General features: G+C 66.5%; 21 protein-coding genes. 9 read left to right on the plus strand and 12 right to left on the minus strand.

Annotated elements, in window-relative coordinates:
• Positions 1–70 precede the first annotated feature (70 nt).
• The gene (locus tag B3K53_RS02435; protein WP_292082493.1) at positions 71–1,105 is read right to left on the minus strand and encodes a UDP-glucuronic acid decarboxylase family protein; all 1,035 of its coding nucleotides are present in this window, start codon (positions 1,103–1,105) and stop codon (positions 71–73) included.
• A gap of 277 nt (positions 1,106–1,382) precedes the next feature.
• A complete protein-coding gene (locus B3K53_RS02440; RefSeq protein WP_292082495.1) occupies positions 1,383–2,558 on the minus strand; it encodes a DNA cytosine methyltransferase in 1,176 nt (391 codons plus the stop codon).
• A gap of 111 nt (positions 2,559–2,669) precedes the next feature.
• Here B3K53_RS02440 and B3K53_RS02445 point away from each other — a divergent pair, with 111 nt between their 5' ends.
• Positions 2,670–3,989, plus strand: a complete 1,320-nt coding sequence (locus B3K53_RS02445) for an Hsp70 family protein (protein ID WP_292082496.1) — start codon at positions 2,670–2,672, stop codon at positions 3,987–3,989.
• Here the strand turns inward: B3K53_RS02445 and B3K53_RS02450 are convergent.
• Positions 3,986–4,633 (minus strand): glutathione S-transferase family protein, encoded by a 648-nt coding sequence (locus tag B3K53_RS02450; RefSeq protein ID WP_292082498.1) that lies wholly within the window; start codon positions 4,631–4,633, stop codon positions 3,986–3,988. The genes B3K53_RS02445 and B3K53_RS02450 overlap by 4 nt on opposite strands.
• A 13-nt stretch (positions 4,634–4,646) precedes the next feature.
• The gene (locus B3K53_RS02455) at positions 4,647–5,723 is read right to left on the minus strand and encodes a hypothetical protein (protein ID WP_292082499.1); all 1,077 of its coding nucleotides are present in this window, start codon (positions 5,721–5,723) and stop codon (positions 4,647–4,649) included.
• Between the two features lie 94 nt (positions 5,724–5,817).
• On the opposite strand from B3K53_RS02455, the gene B3K53_RS02460 reads away from it, so the two are divergent.
• Positions 5,818–6,171 (plus strand): ArsC family reductase, encoded by a 354-nt coding sequence (locus B3K53_RS02460; RefSeq protein WP_292082500.1) that lies wholly within the window; start codon positions 5,818–5,820, stop codon positions 6,169–6,171.
• Here B3K53_RS02460 and B3K53_RS02465 read toward each other — a convergent pair.
• Together B3K53_RS02465 and B3K53_RS02470 are read right to left on the minus strand one after the other, a co-directional pair.
• Positions 6,168–6,407: a DUF2188 domain-containing protein gene (locus B3K53_RS02465; protein ID WP_292082501.1), complete on the minus strand. Its 240-nt coding sequence runs from the start codon at positions 6,405–6,407 to the stop codon at positions 6,168–6,170. The genes B3K53_RS02460 and B3K53_RS02465 overlap by 4 nt on opposite strands.
• Before the next feature lie 10 nt (positions 6,408–6,417).
• On the minus strand, positions 6,418–6,912 hold the full coding sequence (locus B3K53_RS02470; RefSeq protein WP_292082502.1) for a hypothetical protein: 495 nt from the start codon (positions 6,910–6,912) through the stop codon (positions 6,418–6,420).
• Between B3K53_RS02470 and B3K53_RS16170 the strand changes: the two genes are divergently transcribed.
• The 6 genes from B3K53_RS16170 to der all read left to right on the plus strand — a co-directional run bounded on the left by B3K53_RS16170 (position 6,911) and on the right by der (position 12,544).
• A complete protein-coding gene (locus B3K53_RS16170) occupies positions 6,911–7,522 on the plus strand; it encodes a DUF6249 domain-containing protein (RefSeq protein ID WP_313412913.1) in 612 nt (203 codons plus the stop codon). The genes B3K53_RS02470 and B3K53_RS16170 overlap by 2 nt on opposite strands.
• A 24-nt stretch (positions 7,523–7,546) precedes the next feature.
• Complete coding sequence (locus B3K53_RS02480) at positions 7,547–8,104, plus strand: RNA polymerase sigma factor (protein WP_292082503.1); 558 nt, start codon at positions 7,547–7,549, stop codon at positions 8,102–8,104.
• Positions 8,094–8,519 carry a hypothetical protein gene (locus B3K53_RS02485; RefSeq protein ID WP_292082504.1) on the plus strand — a complete coding sequence of 142 codons (426 nt, stop codon included), beginning with the start codon at positions 8,094–8,096 and terminating at the stop codon, positions 8,517–8,519. The genes B3K53_RS02480 and B3K53_RS02485 overlap by 11 nt, the downstream gene beginning before the upstream one ends.
• Positions 8,520–8,721: 202 nt before the next feature.
• Positions 8,722–9,441, plus strand: coding sequence for a tetratricopeptide repeat protein (locus B3K53_RS02490; protein ID WP_292082505.1), 720 nt, complete (start codon positions 8,722–8,724; stop codon positions 9,439–9,441).
• Positions 9,442–9,464: 23 nt separating this feature from the next.
• The gene (locus B3K53_RS02495) at positions 9,465–10,886 is read left to right on the plus strand and encodes a PQQ-like beta-propeller repeat protein (protein ID WP_292082506.1); all 1,422 of its coding nucleotides are present in this window, start codon (positions 9,465–9,467) and stop codon (positions 10,884–10,886) included.
• A 32-nt stretch (positions 10,887–10,918) separates the two neighbouring features.
• Positions 10,919–12,544, plus strand: a complete 1,626-nt coding sequence (gene der, locus B3K53_RS02500) for a ribosome biogenesis GTPase Der (RefSeq protein ID WP_292082507.1) — start codon at positions 10,919–10,921, stop codon at positions 12,542–12,544.
• A 104-nt stretch (positions 12,545–12,648) separates the two neighbouring features.
• On the opposite strand, the gene B3K53_RS02505 is transcribed toward der, so the two are convergent.
• The 6 genes from B3K53_RS02505 to radA form a co-directional block, all read right to left on the minus strand.
• Positions 12,649–13,956, minus strand: coding sequence for an O-antigen ligase family protein (locus B3K53_RS02505; protein ID WP_292082508.1), 1,308 nt, complete (start codon positions 13,954–13,956; stop codon positions 12,649–12,651).
• 65 nt (positions 13,957–14,021) lie between these two features.
• The gene (locus B3K53_RS02510; protein WP_292082509.1) at positions 14,022–14,783 is read right to left on the minus strand and encodes an SDR family NAD(P)-dependent oxidoreductase; all 762 of its coding nucleotides are present in this window, start codon (positions 14,781–14,783) and stop codon (positions 14,022–14,024) included.
• A 49-nt stretch (positions 14,784–14,832) separates the two neighbouring features.
• Positions 14,833–15,174 carry a VOC family protein gene (locus B3K53_RS02515; protein WP_292082511.1) on the minus strand — a complete coding sequence of 114 codons (342 nt, stop codon included), beginning with the start codon at positions 15,172–15,174 and terminating at the stop codon, positions 14,833–14,835.
• A gap of 6 nt (positions 15,175–15,180) precedes the next feature.
• Complete coding sequence (purF, locus tag B3K53_RS02520) at positions 15,181–16,686, minus strand: amidophosphoribosyltransferase (protein ID WP_292082512.1); 1,506 nt, start codon at positions 16,684–16,686, stop codon at positions 15,181–15,183.
• Between the two features lie 80 nt (positions 16,687–16,766).
• The gene (locus tag B3K53_RS02525; RefSeq protein WP_292082513.1) at positions 16,767–17,303 is read right to left on the minus strand and encodes a CvpA family protein; all 537 of its coding nucleotides are present in this window, start codon (positions 17,301–17,303) and stop codon (positions 16,767–16,769) included.
• Between the two features lie 34 nt (positions 17,304–17,337).
• Positions 17,338–18,711 (minus strand): DNA repair protein RadA, encoded by a 1,374-nt coding sequence (radA, locus tag B3K53_RS02530; RefSeq protein WP_292082514.1) that lies wholly within the window; start codon positions 18,709–18,711, stop codon positions 17,338–17,340.
• A 161-nt stretch (positions 18,712–18,872) separates the two neighbouring features.
• On the opposite strand from radA, the gene B3K53_RS02535 reads away from it, so the two are divergent.
• Positions 18,873–19,514, plus strand: coding sequence for a YIP1 family protein (locus tag B3K53_RS02535; RefSeq protein WP_292082515.1), 642 nt, complete (start codon positions 18,873–18,875; stop codon positions 19,512–19,514).
• Positions 19,515–19,517 lie beyond the last annotated feature (3 nt).

Below are 19,517 nucleotides of genomic sequence, written 5' to 3' on the forward strand. Positions count from 1 at the left end.
GAAAGGCCCGCCCAGGATTTCCGTGTTGGAGTGTCGTTCCAGTCGTTTCGTGCGTTTCTCTTAGGGTGCGTCAGGAGGCGAACGCGCTTGTCGGGCTGCGGCCGCTGTTTCTCATCTCGTCCATGAAGTAGGCGATGGTCCTGGACAGGCCGTCATGCAGGGGCACCTGCGGCGACCAGTTCAGGCGCGCCAGGGCGCGTGAAATGTCCGGCTTGCGTCGACGAGGGTCGTCCACCGGCAGGGGGTGATAGACGATCCTGGAGCTGGATCCCGCCATGGCCAGGATCTGCTCGGCCAGTTCATTGACCGTGGTCTCGTTGGGGTTGCCGATGTTGATGGGGCCGTCGATGTCGGCGTCCGCGTTCATTAGGCGCACGAAGCCCTCGACCAGATCATCGACGAAGCAGAAGGAGCGGGTCTGCTCGCCGCTGCCGTAGATGGTGATGTCCTCGCCCAGCAGGGCCTGGACGATGAAGTTCGACACCACTCGCCCGTCGTCGGGGTGCATCCGCGGGCCATAGGTGTTGAAGATGCGCACGATCCGCGTCGTCAGCCCGTGCTGGGCGCCGAAGTCCGTGACCAGGGTTTCGGCGAAGCGCTTGCCCTCATCATAGCAGGACCGGGGGCCGACCGTATTGACGTTGCCCCTGTAGTTTTCGGTCTGTGGATGAACTTCGGGGTCGCCGTAGATCTCTGACGTCGAGGCCTGGAAGAAGCGCGCGTGATCAGTCGCGGCCCTGTTCAGAAGATTGAGCGTGCCGAGCGAGCAAGTCAGGGCCGTTTTGACGCGATCATACTGATAGTGAACAGGAGACGCCGGGCAGGCCAGATTATATATTTGATCAACGGCAGGCAGATCGTCCGGAACAGGGTCGTTGATGTCGTGATGGATCAGGGTGAATCGACCCGATGATTCCAAGTGTTCGACGTTCTGCGGTCTTCCCGTATGGAAGTTGTCTATGCAGATCACTGTGTGACCATTTTCGATTAATCGCGCACAGAGATGCGATCCAAGGAAACCTGCTCCACCAGCAACAATGATTGTTGCTTTGTCGTATTTGTAAAAGGTCTCGTTACGATTGTAGAAATGACGATTTTCAACCATCTCTTACGATCCTAAGTGATCAGGCGTCTTTAATCTGTTCCGAGAAGATCTACGACTGCATTCATCCGGAGCGGGAATTCCCGAAAGCGTAAGCGGCACATTAAGAACCTGTTAACCAACGGTGCGGCCATGCGGTTCCGTCCGCATTTCGACGGAAATGCGGCGACGGTCAGGCGCTCGGGCGCCGGAAGCTCGGTGTGTGGACAGGATTGGACGCGGGGCGGACCGGAAGGCGGCGAAGCGCCTCAGGCGGTCAGGTCCGAGACGGCGGGGCCCGTCAGGCGGCTCGAACGTCACCGACGACGGCGATCACGCCGTGAACCAGCGGCTCGAACACATGCTCGGCCAGATGGCGCACGACCGGGGCCGCGACCCCGTCGCCGGTCAGGTGATAGGCGTCGCTGTATTGCCGGGGCAGGACATAGCTCTCCTTCAGCCCCATCAGCCGCGCGGTCTCGCGGGCCGAGATCAGACGCGAGCGGATGCGACGCCCCTCGACCACCAGGATGACCTGACGGCTGGACCCGCCCGAGGGGGTGCGCAGACAGCCAGCCACGTCGTCGAAGCGGACCTCGGCGCGCTGGACCTTGGCGCCGGTCTCGTCCACGCGGGTCCGGCGATAGACGCCCCCGACCATGCGGCGCCCGGCGCGCTTGGCGGCGGCGACCTTGGCCAGGTGGACCGGGGACATCATGTCGAGCAGCTTCCGGGTCTCCGCCTGGGTGTGCCAGGCCACGCTGGTGGGGCGGTCCTCGATGATGTCGGCGAAGGTGGTGATGCGGCGCTCGGGCGTCGGCACGTTCCACCACAGCAGGTGGTCACGCACGTCATCAGGCAGGTTCCCCACCGCGCGACGCAGGGCGCGGGTGTGGAAGGGCTCGATGGGCTCCGGCGACAGCAGGTCGGGCGCGACCTCGACGTCGGCACGCACGCCGATGACGAACAGGCGCGGGCGCGACTGCGGCACGAACAGATCGGCGTTGATGACCAGGGCGCCATAGCGATAGCCCGCCCTGGCGAAGGTCTGGCAGATGGCCTCGAAATCCTTGCCGCCGTGCGAGGTCAGGGCGCCGCAGACGTTCTCGACCGCCACCATGCGCGGGGCGCGGTCGTCCTTGATCAGGCCGTGGATCAGATCCCAGAAGGCGTAGAAGGTGCCGGACCGCTCGCCCTTCAGGCCCGCCCCGGCGCCGGCCAGCGACAGGTCCTGACAGGGGAAGGAGCCCCACATCATGTCGGCGGTCTCCGGCAGTTGCGCGGCCTCCAGCGCGCGGATGTCGCCGACCGTCAGTTCGCCGCCCGTGCCCCAGTTGGCTTGATAGGAGAAGCCCTTCTTGGCGTCGAAATCATTGGCGAACAGGCAGGTCCAGGCAGGCCCCAGACCGGCGCGGACCATGCCGCCGCCGGCGAAGAACTCATAGAAGCTGGGGGGCGAGGAGGACGAATCGCGCATCCCGGCACTGTGGCGCAGGCGGGCCTCCATTTCCACGCTCGGTGCACTCGCCCTTGACGTCAGCGGGCAGGGGTCTAGGAACCCCGGCCTTTCTCCCCGCAGGTTCTCCCCATGACGTCCGCGACGCCCGCCACCATCGGCATCGACTTCGGCACGACCAATACGGTGGTGTCGCTGACCCACGGCGACGGCCCGGCGACCCTGGTGCGGTTCCAGGTCGAGGAGAAGGATCTGTTCGCCTTCCGCTCGGCCTTGAGCTTCCAACTGCACGAGGCGCGCGACGGCGGCTCGCCCGAGCGCGTGATCGAGGCCGGTCCCTGGGCCATCGAATCCTACGTCGAGGACCCGCTGGAGACCCGCTTCATCCAGTCGTTCAAGACCTTCGCCGCCAGCGCCGCCTTCACCGAGACGCGGATCGACAACCGCCGCTATCGCTTCGAGGACCTGCTGTCGGCATTCCTGCTGCGGCTGAAGCACCACGCGGGCGGGGCGATGGACGACCTGCCGCCGCGCATCATCGTCGGCCGGCCCGTGACCTTCGCCGGCGGCAATCCCAACGAGGCCCTGGCGCTGGAGCGGTATGAGGCGGCCTTCGCCCGTCTGGGCTTCACCGACATCCGCTACGCCTACGAGCCCGTCGGCGCGGCCTTCTTCTTTGCGCGCGAGCTGAAACAGGACGCCAATGTCCTGGTCGCCGACTTCGGCGGCGGCACCAGCGACTTCTCCATCGTGCGGTTCGAACGAGCCGACGGCGCCTTGAAGTCCACGCCGTTGGCGCGCTCGGGCGTGGGCGTGGCGGGCGACGCCTTCGACTATCGGATCATCGACCAACTGGTCTCGCCGGAACTGGGCAAGGGCAGCCTGTACCGGGCCTTCGACAACCGCCTGCCGATCCCGCAGCGATACTACAGCGCCTTCGCGCGCTGGGATCAGCTGGCCTTGCTGCGGGCGTCCAAGGACATGCGCGACATTCGCGGCCTGGCCACGACGGCGCTGGAACCCGAGAAGATCGAGCGCCTGATCGAGGTGCTGGACGACAACCACGGCTATGCCCTCTACCGCGCCGTCTCGGGCCTGAAAGAGGCCCTGTCGCGCGACGAGGAGGCGGTCTTCTCCTTCGTCGCCGGATCAGTGCGGATCGAAAAGCCGGTGAAGCGCACCGACTTCGAAGGCTGGATCGCGCCTGAGCTTCAGGCCATGGAGGCCGCCGTCGACGAGGCTATGGTCCAGTCGGGTCTGGACGGGACGCAGATCGACCGCGTCTTCCTGACCGGAGGCACCTCCTTCGTCCCGGCGGTGCGCGACATCTTCATCCGCCGCTTCGGCGCCGACCGCATCGAGACCGGCGGCGAGTTCGAATCCATCGCCTCGGGCCTGGCCCTGATCGGGCGCGAGGCCGATCTGGACCTGTGGAGCCAGAAGGCGGCCTAGTCGCGATCAGGCGCGCCGAGCGGGAAGTAGGCGCGATAGGACCGGGCCTCGTCCACCGCCCGCGCCATCGACGGCCGCGCCAGCAGCCGGGCGCGATAGGATTTCAGCGTCGCGAACCGCTCGTCGATGGGGTGCGACCAGTCGGCGTAGAAGAGCGCGGGCGCGGCGGCGCAGTCGGCCAGGCTGAAGCCGTGATCGCTGGCCCATTCCCGCCCCGCCAGCCGTTCGTCCAGCCAGGCGTAGGTTGTTTCCAGCATCCGCTTCGCCTCGGCCACGCCATAGGGATCGCGGTCGCCCTCGGGCCGCAGGGCGTCGGCCACCAGCTTCTGCTGCGGGCTCGAGACATAGTGGTCGAACACCCGGTCCATCATCCGCACCTCGACGGCGGCGGCCGGATCGTCGGGGATCAGCCGCACCGGGCCGGGATGATGGACGGCCAGATGCTCGACGATGGCCGTCGCCTCGACGACCGTGCGGTCGCCGTCCTGCAAGACCGGAAACTTCCGCACCGGCCACAGCGCCGTCAACTCCGCGAAGGCGGCTTCGCCCTCCAGCAGCCGGAACGCGAACGGCGTGTCGTTCTCATACAGCGCGATCAGCGCCTTCTGGCAGTAGGACGAGAAGGGATGGGCGTAGAGCTTCATTGGGGGCTCTTCACTACTGATCGAGAGGTATCGCCACGACCTGATATTGAACGGACGTGTCCGAGCCCCAGCAACAGGCCGCCTCGACAAAAATGATGCCGTCCACTGGATCGGAAATCTGAAGGCCTGCCCAGGGCCGAAGAATGGGAACCTCTCCCATTGTCGCGGCTGCTCCTCGCGCGCGAGCAAAGCGCTCTTGCCCCACCGCGACCCAGCCATTGAAAGTCTCCACCAAGCCTGTGAAGGGCCAGGTCTGGCCGGAGCGATTGATTAGAGAGTTCGGCACGACGGGCAGCGGGGCGCTGAAGACCGGCGTGATCTTGTCGTCGCAAACCCGCAGGACTTCGCCGTACCGTCCATTCAGGTGCGCCAAGCTGGCCCCAACCAATACGCAGCCCGCGTTCGCGGCGTCAGGGATGATGCCGACAATCGGGGCGCACTCGGGATTCAGCCGTCCTCCGCACAGTTGGTCGCTCGTTTCTTTCACGATGGAGACCGTGCCGGTAGACACATCGACGCGACGCAGGCCACCACCCCATTCGCCCTTGTTATAACCGACGAACAGCACGTTTCCCGTCAGGGGCGAGACCTGTGCGTAGGGTTCGAGAGATGCGGCGAGACGCAGACGGGTGAAGCCCTGACCTGACGGAATCAGCACCGTCGTTGTTGTCAGGACGCCGGGGCCTTCGGGCGTCGAGAACAAAGAGATGGGACTTCCTTCGAAATAGACGCGCCGCTCAGGCAGATCAGTATCCAGAAGGTCTCGCACTAGGCTTTCATTCGCGTTCAGGGCGACAAGCGCCCAGAGGTGCGGGCCATCGGCCATCACATCGATGGCGTCGCTAGCGGCAACCACGCGTTCGCCGGTCCGTCTGTCAAATCGCACGACCTTTTTAGACGCCCCGCGAAGCCAGAGATCATTCCCCTTGCCGATTCCCTCGACTATGGCGCCGCCAAGGTCAGGGTCGGTCCAGGCTCGACGAGCCTCCATGCGGACTTGCGCAAACGCATCTCCGCACATCGCCAGAACCATGAGAACCGAAATGAGTATCGAGCGCATGGCGTCACCATGCGGTGAAAGCGCGAGCATGCCTAGAATCTTCGAGCGCAAGCGAGAAACTGGAATTTGACCCCTCCGCTTCCCGATGCCAGATCGCGGCCCTCAGCAAGCGAGGGAGCGCCCCATGACCATCACCCTGTACGGCATCAAGGCCTGCGACACGATGAAGAAGGCGCGTGTCTGGCTGGACGGGCAGGGCGTGGACTACGCCTTCCATGACTACAAGGCCGCGGGAGCGAACAAGGCCGATCTGGAGCGCTGGATCGCCGAGCATGGTTGGGAGACGGTGCTGAACCGCGCCGGGACCACCTTCCGCAAGCTGTCGGATGCGGACAAGGTCGACCTGAACGCCGACAAGGCGGTCGCCCTGATGCTGGCCCAGCCGTCGATGATCAGGCGACCGGTGCTGGACCTGGGCGACGGGCGGACCCTGGTCGGCTTCAAGCCCGAACGCTACGCCGAGGCATTTTCCGCCTAATCCTCGACTGCGGTTTCCGGGCGGTCGTGGCCGTCGGCGCGCTCGGTGATCCACTGGCCCGACGTATCCTCGAACTCGATCCACGAAGTGCGGTCCGGCACCTGCTGCTCGCGCGAGACGGCGACAGCGGCGGCGCGCGCGGCGTCATGGGTGGCGAAGGTCTCGGAGAAGCTGTCGCCCAGCTTGTAGGCCCAGCCGCCGTCGTGGGGGACGATGCGATAAACGATACGGGTCACGCGGTTTCCTTCAGGCAAGGGCCGTCGCCGACAGGCGACGACGGCGGGACAGAAGCTGCAGGGTCACGCCCAGGATCAGCAGGACCAGCAGGGTCAGCTGGAAACCGACCACCAGCGGGTCCTCGACGCCGGAGGCGACCGGATCGCCGGCCGGCAGTCGGGTCAGGGTCTCGGTGACGCTGGGCAGCAGCAGGGTGAAGTAGGAGACGCTGAGCGCGATGGTTTCGATCGACCAGCGATAGTGGGCCAGGGGCTTGATGAAGCCCACCGTCGCTCCGACCGTCAGCGAGATCAGGCTGAGCGCCGCGACGGCCGCGCCCGGCGGGGTCTTGATGACGAAAATGGCCGAGATGGCGCCGATGAACATGAAAGCCAGATAGGCCTTGCCCCACCGCGTGGCGGGGTCGATCCGTCCATGCATCAGCAGCAGGATCAGGCCGATGGGGACGGCGGGCAAGCTGCCGAGCGTATGAAACCAGCCCAGCGCAGACAGTTGGGGCAGCATGGCGGACACCTCAGGTTCAGGAGGAAGGATCAAGGCCACTGCACGCGCGAACGACGCCGCACAGCCACCGTTGACCGCCCTTGAGCCGCTGTCGAGTCACGCTGTGGTGACGTCAGCGCCACCTTACAAAGAGTTCATGCGCGATCCTGCATCTGATCGGCGCGCTCATCACCTCTTGTTATCAGAAGGCCGCAGCGTCACGCTCGGCTCCACTGTTCAAGAAGGGGCGAAACCCATGGAAGAGTTCATTCCCGTTGCATTCTTCATCATGATCGGTGCGATCGTGATCGTGCCGAGCTGGCTGAAGAGCAAGGAGCGCAAGGAGATGCAGGCGACTTTGCGCTCGGCCATCGAAAAGGGCCAGCCGCTGCCGCCGGAAGTCATCGACTCGCTGAGCAAGGACAACATCAAGCCCCCGGCTTCGGCGGCGCGCGACCTGCGGGTCGGCGTCATCCTGCTGGCGGTCAGCCTGGGCGTCGCCCTCTTTGGCTACATGGTCAGCTTCGCCGAGATGGACGCCTTCTATCCGATCGCCGGCAGCGCCGCGGTGCCCGGCATGATCGGTCTGGCCTTCATCATTCTGAGCATCTTCAACAAGAACAAGGGTTGAGGCGGGTCGAGAGGGGAGACCGTCATGGCCAAGCCTTTACGCGATCTGCACGATGTCGAGCTCGCCGCCCTGTCGGCGGCGGGCGGGCGTCGCGAGTTCGGGGAGCTGGTGCGTCGCCACGGTCCGGCGGTGCGCGGCCTGCTGCGGCGGATGGGGGCGCAGCCCGCCCTGGCCGACGACGTGGCCCAGGACGCCTTTCTGTTGGCGTTCGAGAAGTGCGCCGAGTTCAGGGGCGAGGGGACCTTCGGCGCCTGGATCAAGCGGATCGCCGCCCGTCTGTATCTGAAGCGTCGCTCGAAGGACGCCCGCTACGTGGCCGAGGTCGAGAACGACGAGGTCGCGCCTCATGTCGACAGCGCCGGGCGAATGGATCTGGACGAGGCGATGAAGGGGCTGACTGAACCGGAGCGCCTGTGCGTCTCCCTGTGCCACGGGGCGGGCCTGTCCCATCCCGAAATCGCGGCCGCCATTAATTTGCCGCTTGGAACGGTGAAATCTCATGTCAAGCGTGGTCTGGATAAACTTCGGGCCCGGCTCCAACCGGAACCGGTTGCTCACGGGAGCGCGTCCCATGTCGGTTGATGAGTTCGACCCTGCCATCGAGCGCCTGTTCGCCAAGGCTCCGGCCTTTGCCGATTCGGCCCAGTTCGAGGCCGCCCTGGCGGCGAAGCTGAATAAATCCTCGCGTTTCCGGACCGCGGCCCTGTCGATCGCAGGACTGGTCGGCGGCGTCATCGCCGTGCGCGAGGTTCTGAACGTCAATTTCAACTTCACCGAGTCGTCGGCGTCCGCGTCGACGGGCGCGCAGCCTGTCGTTCAGGGATTGAGCATGGCGGGCGTGGATGGCGCTCAGGCCCTCCAGTCCTTGCTGGATCGGGTCGGTCTGGCCGGGGTGGATATGAGCTCCATGGGCGGAATGCAGATGTTCTGGGCCACGGCCGGGGTTCTGGTCGCGCTGCTTGCGGCCGGGGTCGTGAAGCTGTCGCAGGAAATCTGAGCGCCGTTTTCCTGCCGAAGTCGCGACCTACTGCTGAAATTTCAGGTCGCGGCGCAAACGCCTGCGTTGCGGGCAGGACGACGACCCTCTAGGGTCGCGCCGGTTTAGCGACCAGTCTTGGCAGCGGTTTTTGGGGCGACGTTTCGTGGTTGATGTCTTCGAACAGGTCGAGGAGGAGCTTCGCTCCGATCGATACAAGCGTATGGCCCGCACCTGGCTGCCGATCGGCGCAGGTCTGCTGGCGGTCGCCCTGGTCGCCGCCCTGGGCTGGTGGGGCTGGCAGAGCTATGTGACGAATCAGGCCGACAAGGCCTCGGCCGCCTATGATCGCGGCATGATCGCCCTGCAGGCCAATAATCCGTCGGGCGCTGACGCTGCCTTCGCCGAAGCCGCCAAGTCGGGCAACGGCGCCTACAAGGCCTTGGCCCTGATGCAGCAGGCTGGAATCGCCGTTTCGGCCAACAAGACCGAGGATGCAGTCAAGCTGTTCGACGACGCCGCCAAGGCCGCCGGCGATCCGATCATCGCCGACGCCGCCGCGATCAAGGCTGTCTTCCTGCTGATGGACACCGCTCCGCTGGCCGATATCCAGAAGCGTCTGGAGCCTCTGGCGAACGACAAGCGCCCGCTGCACGCCTTCGCGCAGGAAGCCCAGGCCATGGCCCTGTTGCAGCATGGCAAGACCGCCGAAGCGCGTCAGATCTTCGTTCAGCTGCAACTGGGTCAGAACGTGCCGGACGACATCCGCCAGCGCGCCCAGGCGGGCGTACAGGCGGTGGACGCCGGCACGGCCGCTGGCCTGGCCGCCATCGTTCGCGCCGCTGTCGCCCTGCCGACGCCGACCGCCGCTCCGGCTCAAGCCCAGGCTGCGGCCCCGGCCGCCTCGCCTGCCGAAGCGGCGCCCGCCGCCGCTCGCCCGTAATCGACGCTTTCAGGACGCCCCGCATGAACCGAACGCTGAAAGTCGCCCTGCTGTGCGGTCTGGCCATGACCGTCGCTTCCTGCGGCACGGTGCGCAGCGCCTTGCCGTTCGGTCTGGGCGGACAAAAGGAAGACACCGCCAAGGCGACCGAAGGTCAGCGCATCTCGATCCTGGAGTTCGAACAGCAACTCGCGCCCTCGGCGGCTCTGTCGGGTCGTGACTTCTTCCTGCCGGGTCCGCAGGCCGCCACGGCCTGGACCCAGCCGGGCGGAAACGCCGAAAACGCGGTCGAACACGTCATCGCCGCGCCCGAGTTCACCGTCGCCTGGAAGCGCAACATCGGCGCCGGCTCCAGCAAGACGCGTCAGGTCATGGCTCCGGTCGTGGCCGACAACGGCAAGATCTTTGTTCTGGACGGCGAAGCCGGCGTGACCGCCGTCGACGCCGGTACGGGCGCGGTCCTGTGGAAGGCCGACGTCAAGGTCGATGAGGCCGACCGTGGTTCGCGCTTCCTGGGCATCGGCTTCGGCGGCGGTGCAGGCGGCGGCGGTTTCGGCGGCGGCGTGGCCGTCGGCGGCGGCAAGGTCTTTGTCTCCTCGGGCTATCGCTCCATGACGGCGCTGGACGCCGCGACGGGGGCGGTGGTCTGGACGTCGAAGGTCGATCTGCCGATCCACGGCGCCCCGACGGTCCAGGGTCAGCGCGTCTTCGTCATCGACGTCGACAACCAGCTGATCGCCTTCAATGTGAATACGGGCCAGCAGGACTGGTCCTATCGCGGCATCACCGAGCCGGCCCGCATCATGCGCGCCTCCAGCCCGGCGGTCAGCGGCGACACGGTCCTGGCGCCCTTCTCCTCGGGTGAACTGGTGGCGCTGCGAGCGTCGAACGGCCAGCCCGTCTGGCAGGAAGTCCTGTCACGCACCAGCCGCACCAGCGCCCTGTCGGAAATTCGCGACATCGCCGGTCGTCCGGTCGTCAGCCGCGGCTTCGTCTACGCTATCAGCCAGTCGGGCGTCCTGCAGTCGATGGACATCCGCTCGGGTCAGGCCAAGTGGTCGCTGCCGGTCGCCGGCGTCAATGCCCCTCTGCCGGTTGGCGACGTCGTCTATGTCGTGTCCAAGACGGGCGAACTGACCGTGGTCAACCGGGATACCGGTCAAGTCTACTGGACCCGCGACCTGAACGAGGGCCGCGTCCGCAAGGAAGGCGGCGTCCTGGGCTTCGGCAAACGCACCGTGCGTCCGACCTGGTCGGGTCCGATCCTGGCCTCGAACCGTCTGGTGCTGGTCAATTCGGACGGCGAGGCCGTGGCCTTTGATCCGAAAACCGGCGCGCAGCAGTCCAGCGTCCGGCTGGGCGCGGCGGCCTATATCGCTCCGGCCGCCTACAACGGCGCCCTTTATGTCCTGACGGACAAGGGCGAACTGGTCAGCATCCGCTGATCTTTTTTCTGAATTTGAGTTAGAAAGCCGACATGGCTCTAAAAGTCGCCATCGTCGGCCGGCCCAACGTGGGCAAGTCGACACTGTTCAACCGACTCGTCGGCAAGCGTTTGGCGCTGGTCGATGACCGCCCGGGCGTGACCCGTGACCGTCGCTACGCCGACGGCAATATCGGCGACATGGACCTGACGCTGATCGACACGGCCGGCTACGAAGACGTCACCGACGAAAGCCTTGAAGCGCGCATGCGCGAACAGACGGAGGCGGCCATCGAGGACGCCGACGTCATCCTGTTCACCATGGACGCCCGCGAGGGCGTGACCCAACTGGACCGCATCTTCGCGGACCGTCTGCGCAAGGTGCACAAGCCGGTCATCCTGCTGGCGAACAAGTCCGAGAGCCGCGAAAGCTCGGGCGGCGTGGGCGAGGCCCACAGCCTGGGCTTCGGTGAGCCGGTCGCCATTTCGGCCGAACACGGCGAGGGCATGGCCGACCTGTATCAGGCCCTTGTGGTCGCTTCCGAAGATGTCTTCATCGAGGAAGAGGAAGAGACCGACAAGCCGATCCGCATCGCCATCATCGGCCGCCCGAACGCGGGCAAGTCGACGCTGATCAATCGTCTGCTGGGTGAAGACCGCCTGCTGACCGGTCCCGAGGCCGGCATCACCCGCGACTCCATTTCAGTCGACTGGGAATACGAAGGCAAGGCGATCCGCTTCGTCGATACCGCCGGGATGCGCCGCAAGGCCCGCGTCCAGGAGAAGCTGGAGAAGCTGTCGGTTGCCGACACCATCCGCGCCATCACCTTCGCCGAGGTTGTCGTGCTGGTGATGGACAAGGACGACGCCTTCGACACCCAGGACCTGCAACTGGCCGACCTGGTCGAGCGCGAAGGCCGCGCCCTGGTCTATGTGGCGTCGAAGTGGGATCTGGAAGAAGAGCCCCAGTCCAGGATGGCCGAGCTGAAGCGCCTGGCCGAGGACAAGCTGCCGCAATTGAAGGGCTCGCCCTTCGTGGCCCTGTCGTCGCACAATGGACGCGGCGTGGATCGGCTGATGCCGGCCGTCATCAAGGCCTATGAAACCTGGTCGGTGAAGGTCAAGACCAAGGACCTCAACACCTGGCTGTCCATGGCCACCCAGAGGCACCCGCCGCCCGCCGTCGACGGCAAGCGCGTGAAGCCGAAATACATGGCCCAGACCAAGGCCCGTCCGCCGACCTTCGTGCTGATGGCCAGCCGCGCCGGCGACATGCCCGAGCACTACAAGCGCTATCTGGTGAACAGCCTGCGCGAGAGCTTCGATCTGCCCGGCACGCCGATCCGGCTGACGGTCAAGTCCGGCTCGGCCAACCCCTATGCCGAGGGCGGCGCCAAGTCCGGTCCCGAGCGCTACAAGGGCACGGCCAAGACCGCGCCGCGCAAGGTGCTGAAGGCCGAGAAGGCCGCGGAGGCCCTGTCCAATCTTCCCGGCAAGGCGCTGGAGCAGAAGAAGTCGGGCATCAAGCCCAAGGTGAAGGCCTTGGGCGGTTTGAAAGCCGGCGCCAGCAAGAAGGCTGGCCAGAGCATCGCGGTCCAGAAGGGCGCGCGTGGCGGCGCCCGACAGGTCTCGCGCTCTGGCCGCATCCGCACCGGTCAGAAGCACGCGCCCAAGAAGTAGGGCGCGCAGTCTGGGAAAAATTAGGGCGAGCGGTCAGCGACGACGGCTCGCCCTTTTTCTTTTTCGTGGCTCAACGGCGTAGACGGGTCGAGATGCTTCGACGGTCAGGCGGACCCTTGTCGTGTCCTGCGCGTCCGCGTGTTCGCCGGGACGACGCGGGCGGGGGAGTCCTGATCGCCGATGACCGCCTTTAGCGCCAGGGCCACGAACAGCACCCACCGGATGTTGTGCCAGTTCATGGTGATGCTCTCGGTCAGCATGGTCAGCGTGTAGGCCGTCATCATCGGCATCAGCAGCCAGCCCGATGGCCGGGCGTAGGCCGCCCACAGGGCCCGACCCCACATCTCGATCATCCAGGCCGCAAGCAGGATGACGCCGGGTATGCCCAGGGCCAGATAAACTTCCAGCCAGCCGCTGTGGGCATGGGCGGCGCTGAACCTGGCTTCGTGGGCGATCCAGGCCTTGGCCCCCCCGGGCGAGGCGTCGTCCCAGACCACGCCGTAGCCGAAACCGGTCCACGGTCGCTGTTGCATCTGGTGCATGATGCCGCTCCAGATCTCCGTGCGGCCGGTCAGGGTGGCGTCCTTGCCGAGCAGGTCGAAGATCAAATCGCTGCGCGTGGCGACGATCAGGAGGGCGGCGCAAACGACCACGACAGCCAGCCACGTGCCGACGATAGCGCGCTTGGGCCCGGCCTGAACAAGGGCGACGAAGCCCATGCTGGCGAAGGACAGCACCAGCACAACCAGTCCCGTCTTGGAGGTCGACAGGAGCACCAGGGCCGAGGCGATGGCGGCGCAGACCAGCCACAGCCGACGTCGCTGCGGGACCATGACTGCGGCGGCGGTCATGCAGATGGCGGCCAGCCCCATGTTCTCGCCGAGGGCGTTCTTTTCCAGCCAAAGGCCGCGCCAGGCCCCCGGGAAAAGTTCATGCATTCGGCCCCAGTCAGGCAGCAGGGCGCCGAGGAAGAGGGAGGCGACCATCATCACGGCCATGGCCGAGGCGAGAATCTCGGTCAGCGTGGCCCAGCGCCAGCGCGCCGCCAGCGCCACGCCGCCCAAGGTGGTGAACACAAGGGCGAACACCCGGCGCAGCGTCACGTCCGGCATGATCGACCAGGCCACCGAGGCGGTCGTCAACAGCAACAGCAGGATCAGCAGGGGAGAGCAAGCAAGCGCCCTCAGCGCCGTGCCGGGTCGGATCAGAAACAGTCCGACCGCCAGGGCGTAGGCGGGGTAGAAGCCGTTGCGCAGGAAGTCGGCCGACCTCAGACCATAGCCGGTCATCGGCGCAGCCCAGGCCTGGGAATAGATCAGAACGATCAGCACCGAGGCCAGAAAGGCCAGGATGTCGCTATAGGGGGTCGCGCGCGCCACGGGGGCGGGACGCGACGTCGCATCAGGCGTCAATCGAAGGTTTGGCCTCGTCGGTCCTGATAGTCGCCCCCCCGGCGACTGGATCGACATGGACGAGCCTAGACCAGGGCGTCCGCCGACCGGCCCAGCTTCCAATCCTTGAAGCTGATGGTCAGGGGCGGGGTGAGGTCGGGGCGGGCCAGTTGGACCATCAGGGGGCCGATCTCCGAAGGATGGGGCAGGACTTCGGGATCTTCGCCCGGGAAGGCCTGGGCGCGCAACTGGGTGCGCATACGGCTCGGATCGACCACGGCGACGCGGATGGGCGTGCTTTCGACTTCGTCGGCCCAGCATTTCACCAGGTTCTCGGCCCCGGCCTTGGTGGCGGCGTACATGCCCCAGAAGGCGCGCGGGTCAGCAGCGACGCTGGTGGTCAGATAGATGGCGCGCCCGGCGTCCGAGGCGCGCAGCAGCGGTTCCAGCGAGCGGATCAGGCGATAGACGCCAGTGAAATTGATCTTCTCGACCTTGGCGAACTCGCGCGGTTCGGCGTGGGCGACCGGCGTAAGACCCGACGGGCCCATGGTCGCGGCGGCCTGAACCCAGATGTCTAGCTTGCCGAAACGTTCGAACAGGGCGCCGCCCAGGCGGTCGATGGCGCCGCCGTCCACCAGGTCGAACGGGACCAGGGTGGCGTGCTGGCCGGTGGCGGCGAAGATGGCGTCGTCCAGCTCTTCCAGACCGCCTTGGGTACGCGCGGCGGCCACGACGTGGGCGCCGGCCTTGGCCAGAGCCAGGGCGGTCTCGTAACCGATGCCGCGCGAGGCCCCGACGACCAGGGCGATGCGGTTGGCGAGGGGGAGGGAAGCGTGTTCGGACATGGCCCGCTGATAGCGCGCCCCGACGTCGGGCGAAAGGCTCAGCCTCGCTTCAGTATCCCGGCGCCGGTTGCCACAGGCTGAAGCTGACGCCCTGATCGTCACTGGCGATGGCGGACAGGCCCGACGGGCTCTCGGCCGGCATGGCCGCGTGTCCACCCAGCGCCCGGACGCGGTCGCAGGCGGCGTGAATGTCGTCCACGCGGAAGTAGAGATGCGAAAAGGCCCGGTGCTCGCTCTTGGTGATTCCAAAGGCCGGGTCCGAGTCCTTCACATGGGCATAGGCCGGGTGCGAGGCGGCTTCGTCGAAGGTCCAGTCGAACAGGCCCGCGTAGAAGGCGCGAGCCCTTTCGATGTCAGGGGTGTCGAGGGTGAAGTAGCCGAGTTGGATCATACCGCCTTAAGCGGTCACCAGCAGGGAAAGTTGCCCGCCCTTCGCATCGCGGCCGCCTTCTTCGATTTCGCGGTCCAGCAGGCGGGTGGGATAGTCGCCGGTGAAATAGTGGTCCGTGAACTGTGGATTGGCGGCGTCACGCGGCCCGGCGCCCAGAGCGTCGTAGAGGCCGTCGATAGACAGGAAGCCGAGCGAATCGACCTCCAGGATGGCGCGCATCTCGTCCATGGTGTGGGTCGCGGCCATCAGTTGCGTCCGCTCGGGCATGTCGATGCCGTAGAAGTCGGGGAAGAGGATCTGCGGGCTGGCCGAGCGCAGGTGGACCTCCTTGGCGCCGGCCGCGCGCACGGCGCGAACCAGCTTCAGCGAGGTGGTGCCGCGAACGATCGAGTCGTCGATCAGGACCACACGCTTGCCTTCCAGCGCCGAACGGTTGGGGCTGTGCTTCATTCGCACGCCCTTTTGCCGGGCGCCCTGGCTGGGTTGGATGAAGGTGCGGCCCAGATAGTGGCTGCGGATGATGCCCACTTCGTACGGAATGCCGCTTTCTTGCGCGTAGCCGAGAGCGGCAGGCACGCCCGAGTCCGGCACAGGCACGACAATGTCTGCCTCGACCTCGAACTCGCGCGCCAGACGACGGCCCATTTCCTTGCGGACGTTGTAGACCGAGCGGCCGTTCACCACGCTGTCGGGGCGGGCGAAATAGACATACTCGAACAGGCAGGGACGGGCGGCGCGGGCGGGGAAGGGCTTGATCGAGGTCAGGCCGTCCTCGTCGATCACGACGACTTCGCCGTGTTCGATGTCGCGGATGAAGGTGGCGCCGATGGTGTCTAGCGCGCAGGTCTCGGAGGCCAGCACCCAGGCCTCACCCACCTTGCCCAGCACCAGCGGGCGGATGCCCAGCGGGTCGCGCGCGCCGATCATCTTGTAGCGGGTCTGGGCGACCAGGGCGTAGCCGCCTTCGATCCGGCCCAGGGCGTCGATGAACCGGTCGACGATCTTGGCCTTACGGCTGCGGGCGATCAGGTGAAGGATGGCCTCAGAGTCCGACGTGGACTGGAAGATGGCGCCTTCAGAGACCAACTGCGCGTGCAGGTATTTGAAATTCGTCAGGTTGCCATTGTGGGCGATGGCGATGCCGCCCTGATCCAGATCCGCGAACATTGGCTGGATGTTGCGCAGGAAGCTGCCGCCGGCGGTGGAATAGCGGGTGTGGCCGACCGCAGCGCCGCCGGGCAGGCGGGTGGTCAACTCGGCGTTGCCGAAGGCCTCGCCGACGAGGCCCTGATGGCGCTCGGTGTAGAAGCGTTCGTCGCTGACGCTGGCGATGCCGCAGGCTTCCTGCCCCCGATGCTGCAGGGCGTGCAGGCCCAGTGCGACGATGGAGGAGGCTTCATTCTCGGGCGCGCCCCAGACGCCGCAGACACCGCATTCCAGCCGCAGCTGGTCATCCTCCGGCTCGCGCCAGTGTTCGCGGTGAACGATGGGATCGGCGATATGGTGGCGCATCGTCAGGCTCCGATGACCGGGACAGGATAACTCAGGCGGCGGCGCCGCGCACGTAGTCCGCCATTGCGTCGAGGGCAAGGCTATTGATCGGAAAACCCTTCGCGGACGGAAGAACCGACCACGGGAGTCAAGGCGTCGGCGCCCTTTCCGAGCGTCGGCAGGACGACCTGAATGGCCTTGGCCGAGCCTTCGCTAACGGGCGACAGGGCCGCTCCCGTCAGCCAGCGCGGGGGATTGTCGGACATGATCCCCATGACGGTCAGGTGCACTGCCCCGATCAGGGCCAGGGCCCGCACGGCGCCCAGCGCCAGACCGAAGACCTGATCGAAGGCGCCCAGCGCATTGCCGCGCGCGCCTTTGGAAACAGCAGCGCCGAGCAGGCGCAGGCCGAAATAGAGAATCAGAAACGTCAGGCCCACGGCCAGCACCGACCCGGCCCAGTCGGGATCGACCAGCGAGCGCCCGAACGGCGCGGTCCACGGCAGGGTGATCAGGGCCAACAAGCCCGCCAGGAAGAAGCTGAAGAAGGCCGTCAACTCGCGCACGCCGCCCCGGAACCAGCCGGCGGCGCCGGAGGCCAGAAGCACAAGGATGACAAAGACGTCGTAACCGGTCACGCGCGCTGCAATCGTTGAAGCAAGGGAGGCCGCCTCAATAGCGGTTTTGCGAGATTCGCTCGACCACCTCGGTCAGCAGGCTGGCGGTTGTCAGGGCCACGTCGCCCTTCTTGACCTTGTCCTTGGCCTGGGCCGGGGCAAGGGCGCGGTCGAAGCCCAGCTTCTTGGCCTCCCTCAGCCGGGCCTCGGCGCGATTGACGGCCCGGACTTCGCCCGAAAGGCCGATCTCGCCGAAGACGACGCAGCCCTGCGGCAGGGGCTTGTCCAGCGCGGAACTGATCAAGGCGGCGGCGGCGGCCAGATCGGCGGCGGGTTCGTTGATCCGCAAGCCCCCGGCGATGTTCAGATAGACGTCCTTGTCGCCGAAGCCGAGGCCGCAGCGCGCCTCCAGCACGGCCAGCAGCATGGCGAGACGGCCGTTGTCCCAGCCGACGACCGCGCGTCTTGGCGTGCCGTAGGCCGAGGGCGCGACCAGGGCCTGGATCTCAACCAGAACCGGTCGCGAGCCCTCGATGCCCGCGAAGACGGCGGCGCCCGGCGCCCGGTCCTTGCCTTCGCCGAGGAAGAGGGCGGAGGGGTTGGTGACTTCGCGCAGACCGACGTCGCTCATCTCGAAGACGCCGATCTCGTCGGTGGCGCCGAAACGGTTTTTGCCCGCGCGCAGGATGCGGAAAGGGTAGCCGCGCTCACCCTCGAAGCTGAGCACGGCGTCGACCATGTGCTCGACCACGCGCGGTCCGGCGATCTGGCCGTCCTTGGTGACGTGGCCGACCAGGACGATGGCCGGGCCGCCGTCCTTGGCCAGCCGCACCAGTTCGGCGGCGCAGGCGCGGACCTGGGTCACCGAGCCGGGCCCAGCCTCGTGGGCGTCGGACCACAGGGTCTGGATGGAGTCGATGATGACGATGTCGAACTTGTCGCGCTTCAGCGTCGTCAGGATTTCGCGCAGGGCCGTCGCGGACGCCAGCGACACGGCGGCGTCGGCCACCCCCATGCGCTTGGCGCGGGCGCGGATCTGCTCGATGGCTTCTTCGCCAGAGATATAGGCCACGCGGGCGCCGTTGCGGGCGGCCTTGGCCGTGACCTCCAGCAGCAGGGTCGACTTGCCGACGCCCGGGTCGCCGCCCAGCAGGATGGCCGAGCCTGGCACCACGCCGCCGCCGCAGACGCGGTCGAACTCGGTCACGCCGGTGACGATGCGGGGCGGCTCGGGCGTGTCGGATTGCAAGGTCTCGAACTGCAGGCCGCGTCCGCGCGACGTCGAGGCGGGCTTCATCGCGCCGGGCGGGGCCGACTTGGACTCCTCGGCCAGACAGTTCCATTCACCGCAGGCCGAGCATTGGCCCGCCCATTTGGAATGAACCGCCCCGCAGGACTGACAGACATAGAGAAGGGTGTCGCGCGCCATGGCTCCTGACCTAGCAGGAATCGCGGCGCGGGCGAGGGGGCATGCGCGGGCTTGCGTCCGGGTCTGACGCAGGGTGGGCGGCCGACTTGCATCCAGCCTCATATGCCCGTCATCCTGCCAAGCTATAGCGTCGTTACGACTCACCCCCGCCGAGGCCTTTCATGACCGCTCCCAACCCGCCCGCCATTGATCCGGGCCTCGTCGCCCGCGTGCAGAACATCCTGATGCGGCCCAAGCTGGAATGGCCGGTCATCGAGGCGGAATACGCCACGACGCGCAGCCTGTTCGCCCGCTACGCCATGATCCTGGCCGCCATCGGTCCGGTCGCGAGCCTGATCGGCGGGCAACTGTTCCCGATCCACATCTTCGGCTCGGTGATGCGCACGCCGATGGTCGGCGGCCTGCTGGGCGCCATCGTCACCTGGGGTCTGTCGCTGGTGTCGGTCTTCGTTCTAGGCCTGATCATCGACGCCCTGGCCCCGACCTTCAACGGGACCAAGGACAAGGTGCAGTCGATGAAGGTGGCCGTCTATTCGATGACGGCGGCGTGGACGGCCTCGATCTTCAATCTGTTCCCGGCGCTGGCCTGGCTGGGCGGGCTGCTGGGCCTCTACGGCTTCTACCTGCTCTATCTCGGCCTGCCGACCGTGATGAAGGCGCCGCAGGACAAGGCCTTGGCTTACACCGCCGTCGTCGTCATCTCGGCCATCGTGCTGTGGATGGTGGTCAGCGCCATCGCCGCCGCTGTCGTGGCCAGCTTCGTGGTCGGCACGATCGGTCTGGGCGCGCTGGCGCTGAGCTAGGGC

It is taken from the genome of Brevundimonas sp. UBA7506 (genome assembly GCF_002479495.1).
Taxonomy (GTDB): domain Bacteria; phylum Pseudomonadota; class Alphaproteobacteria; order Caulobacterales; family Caulobacteraceae; genus Brevundimonas.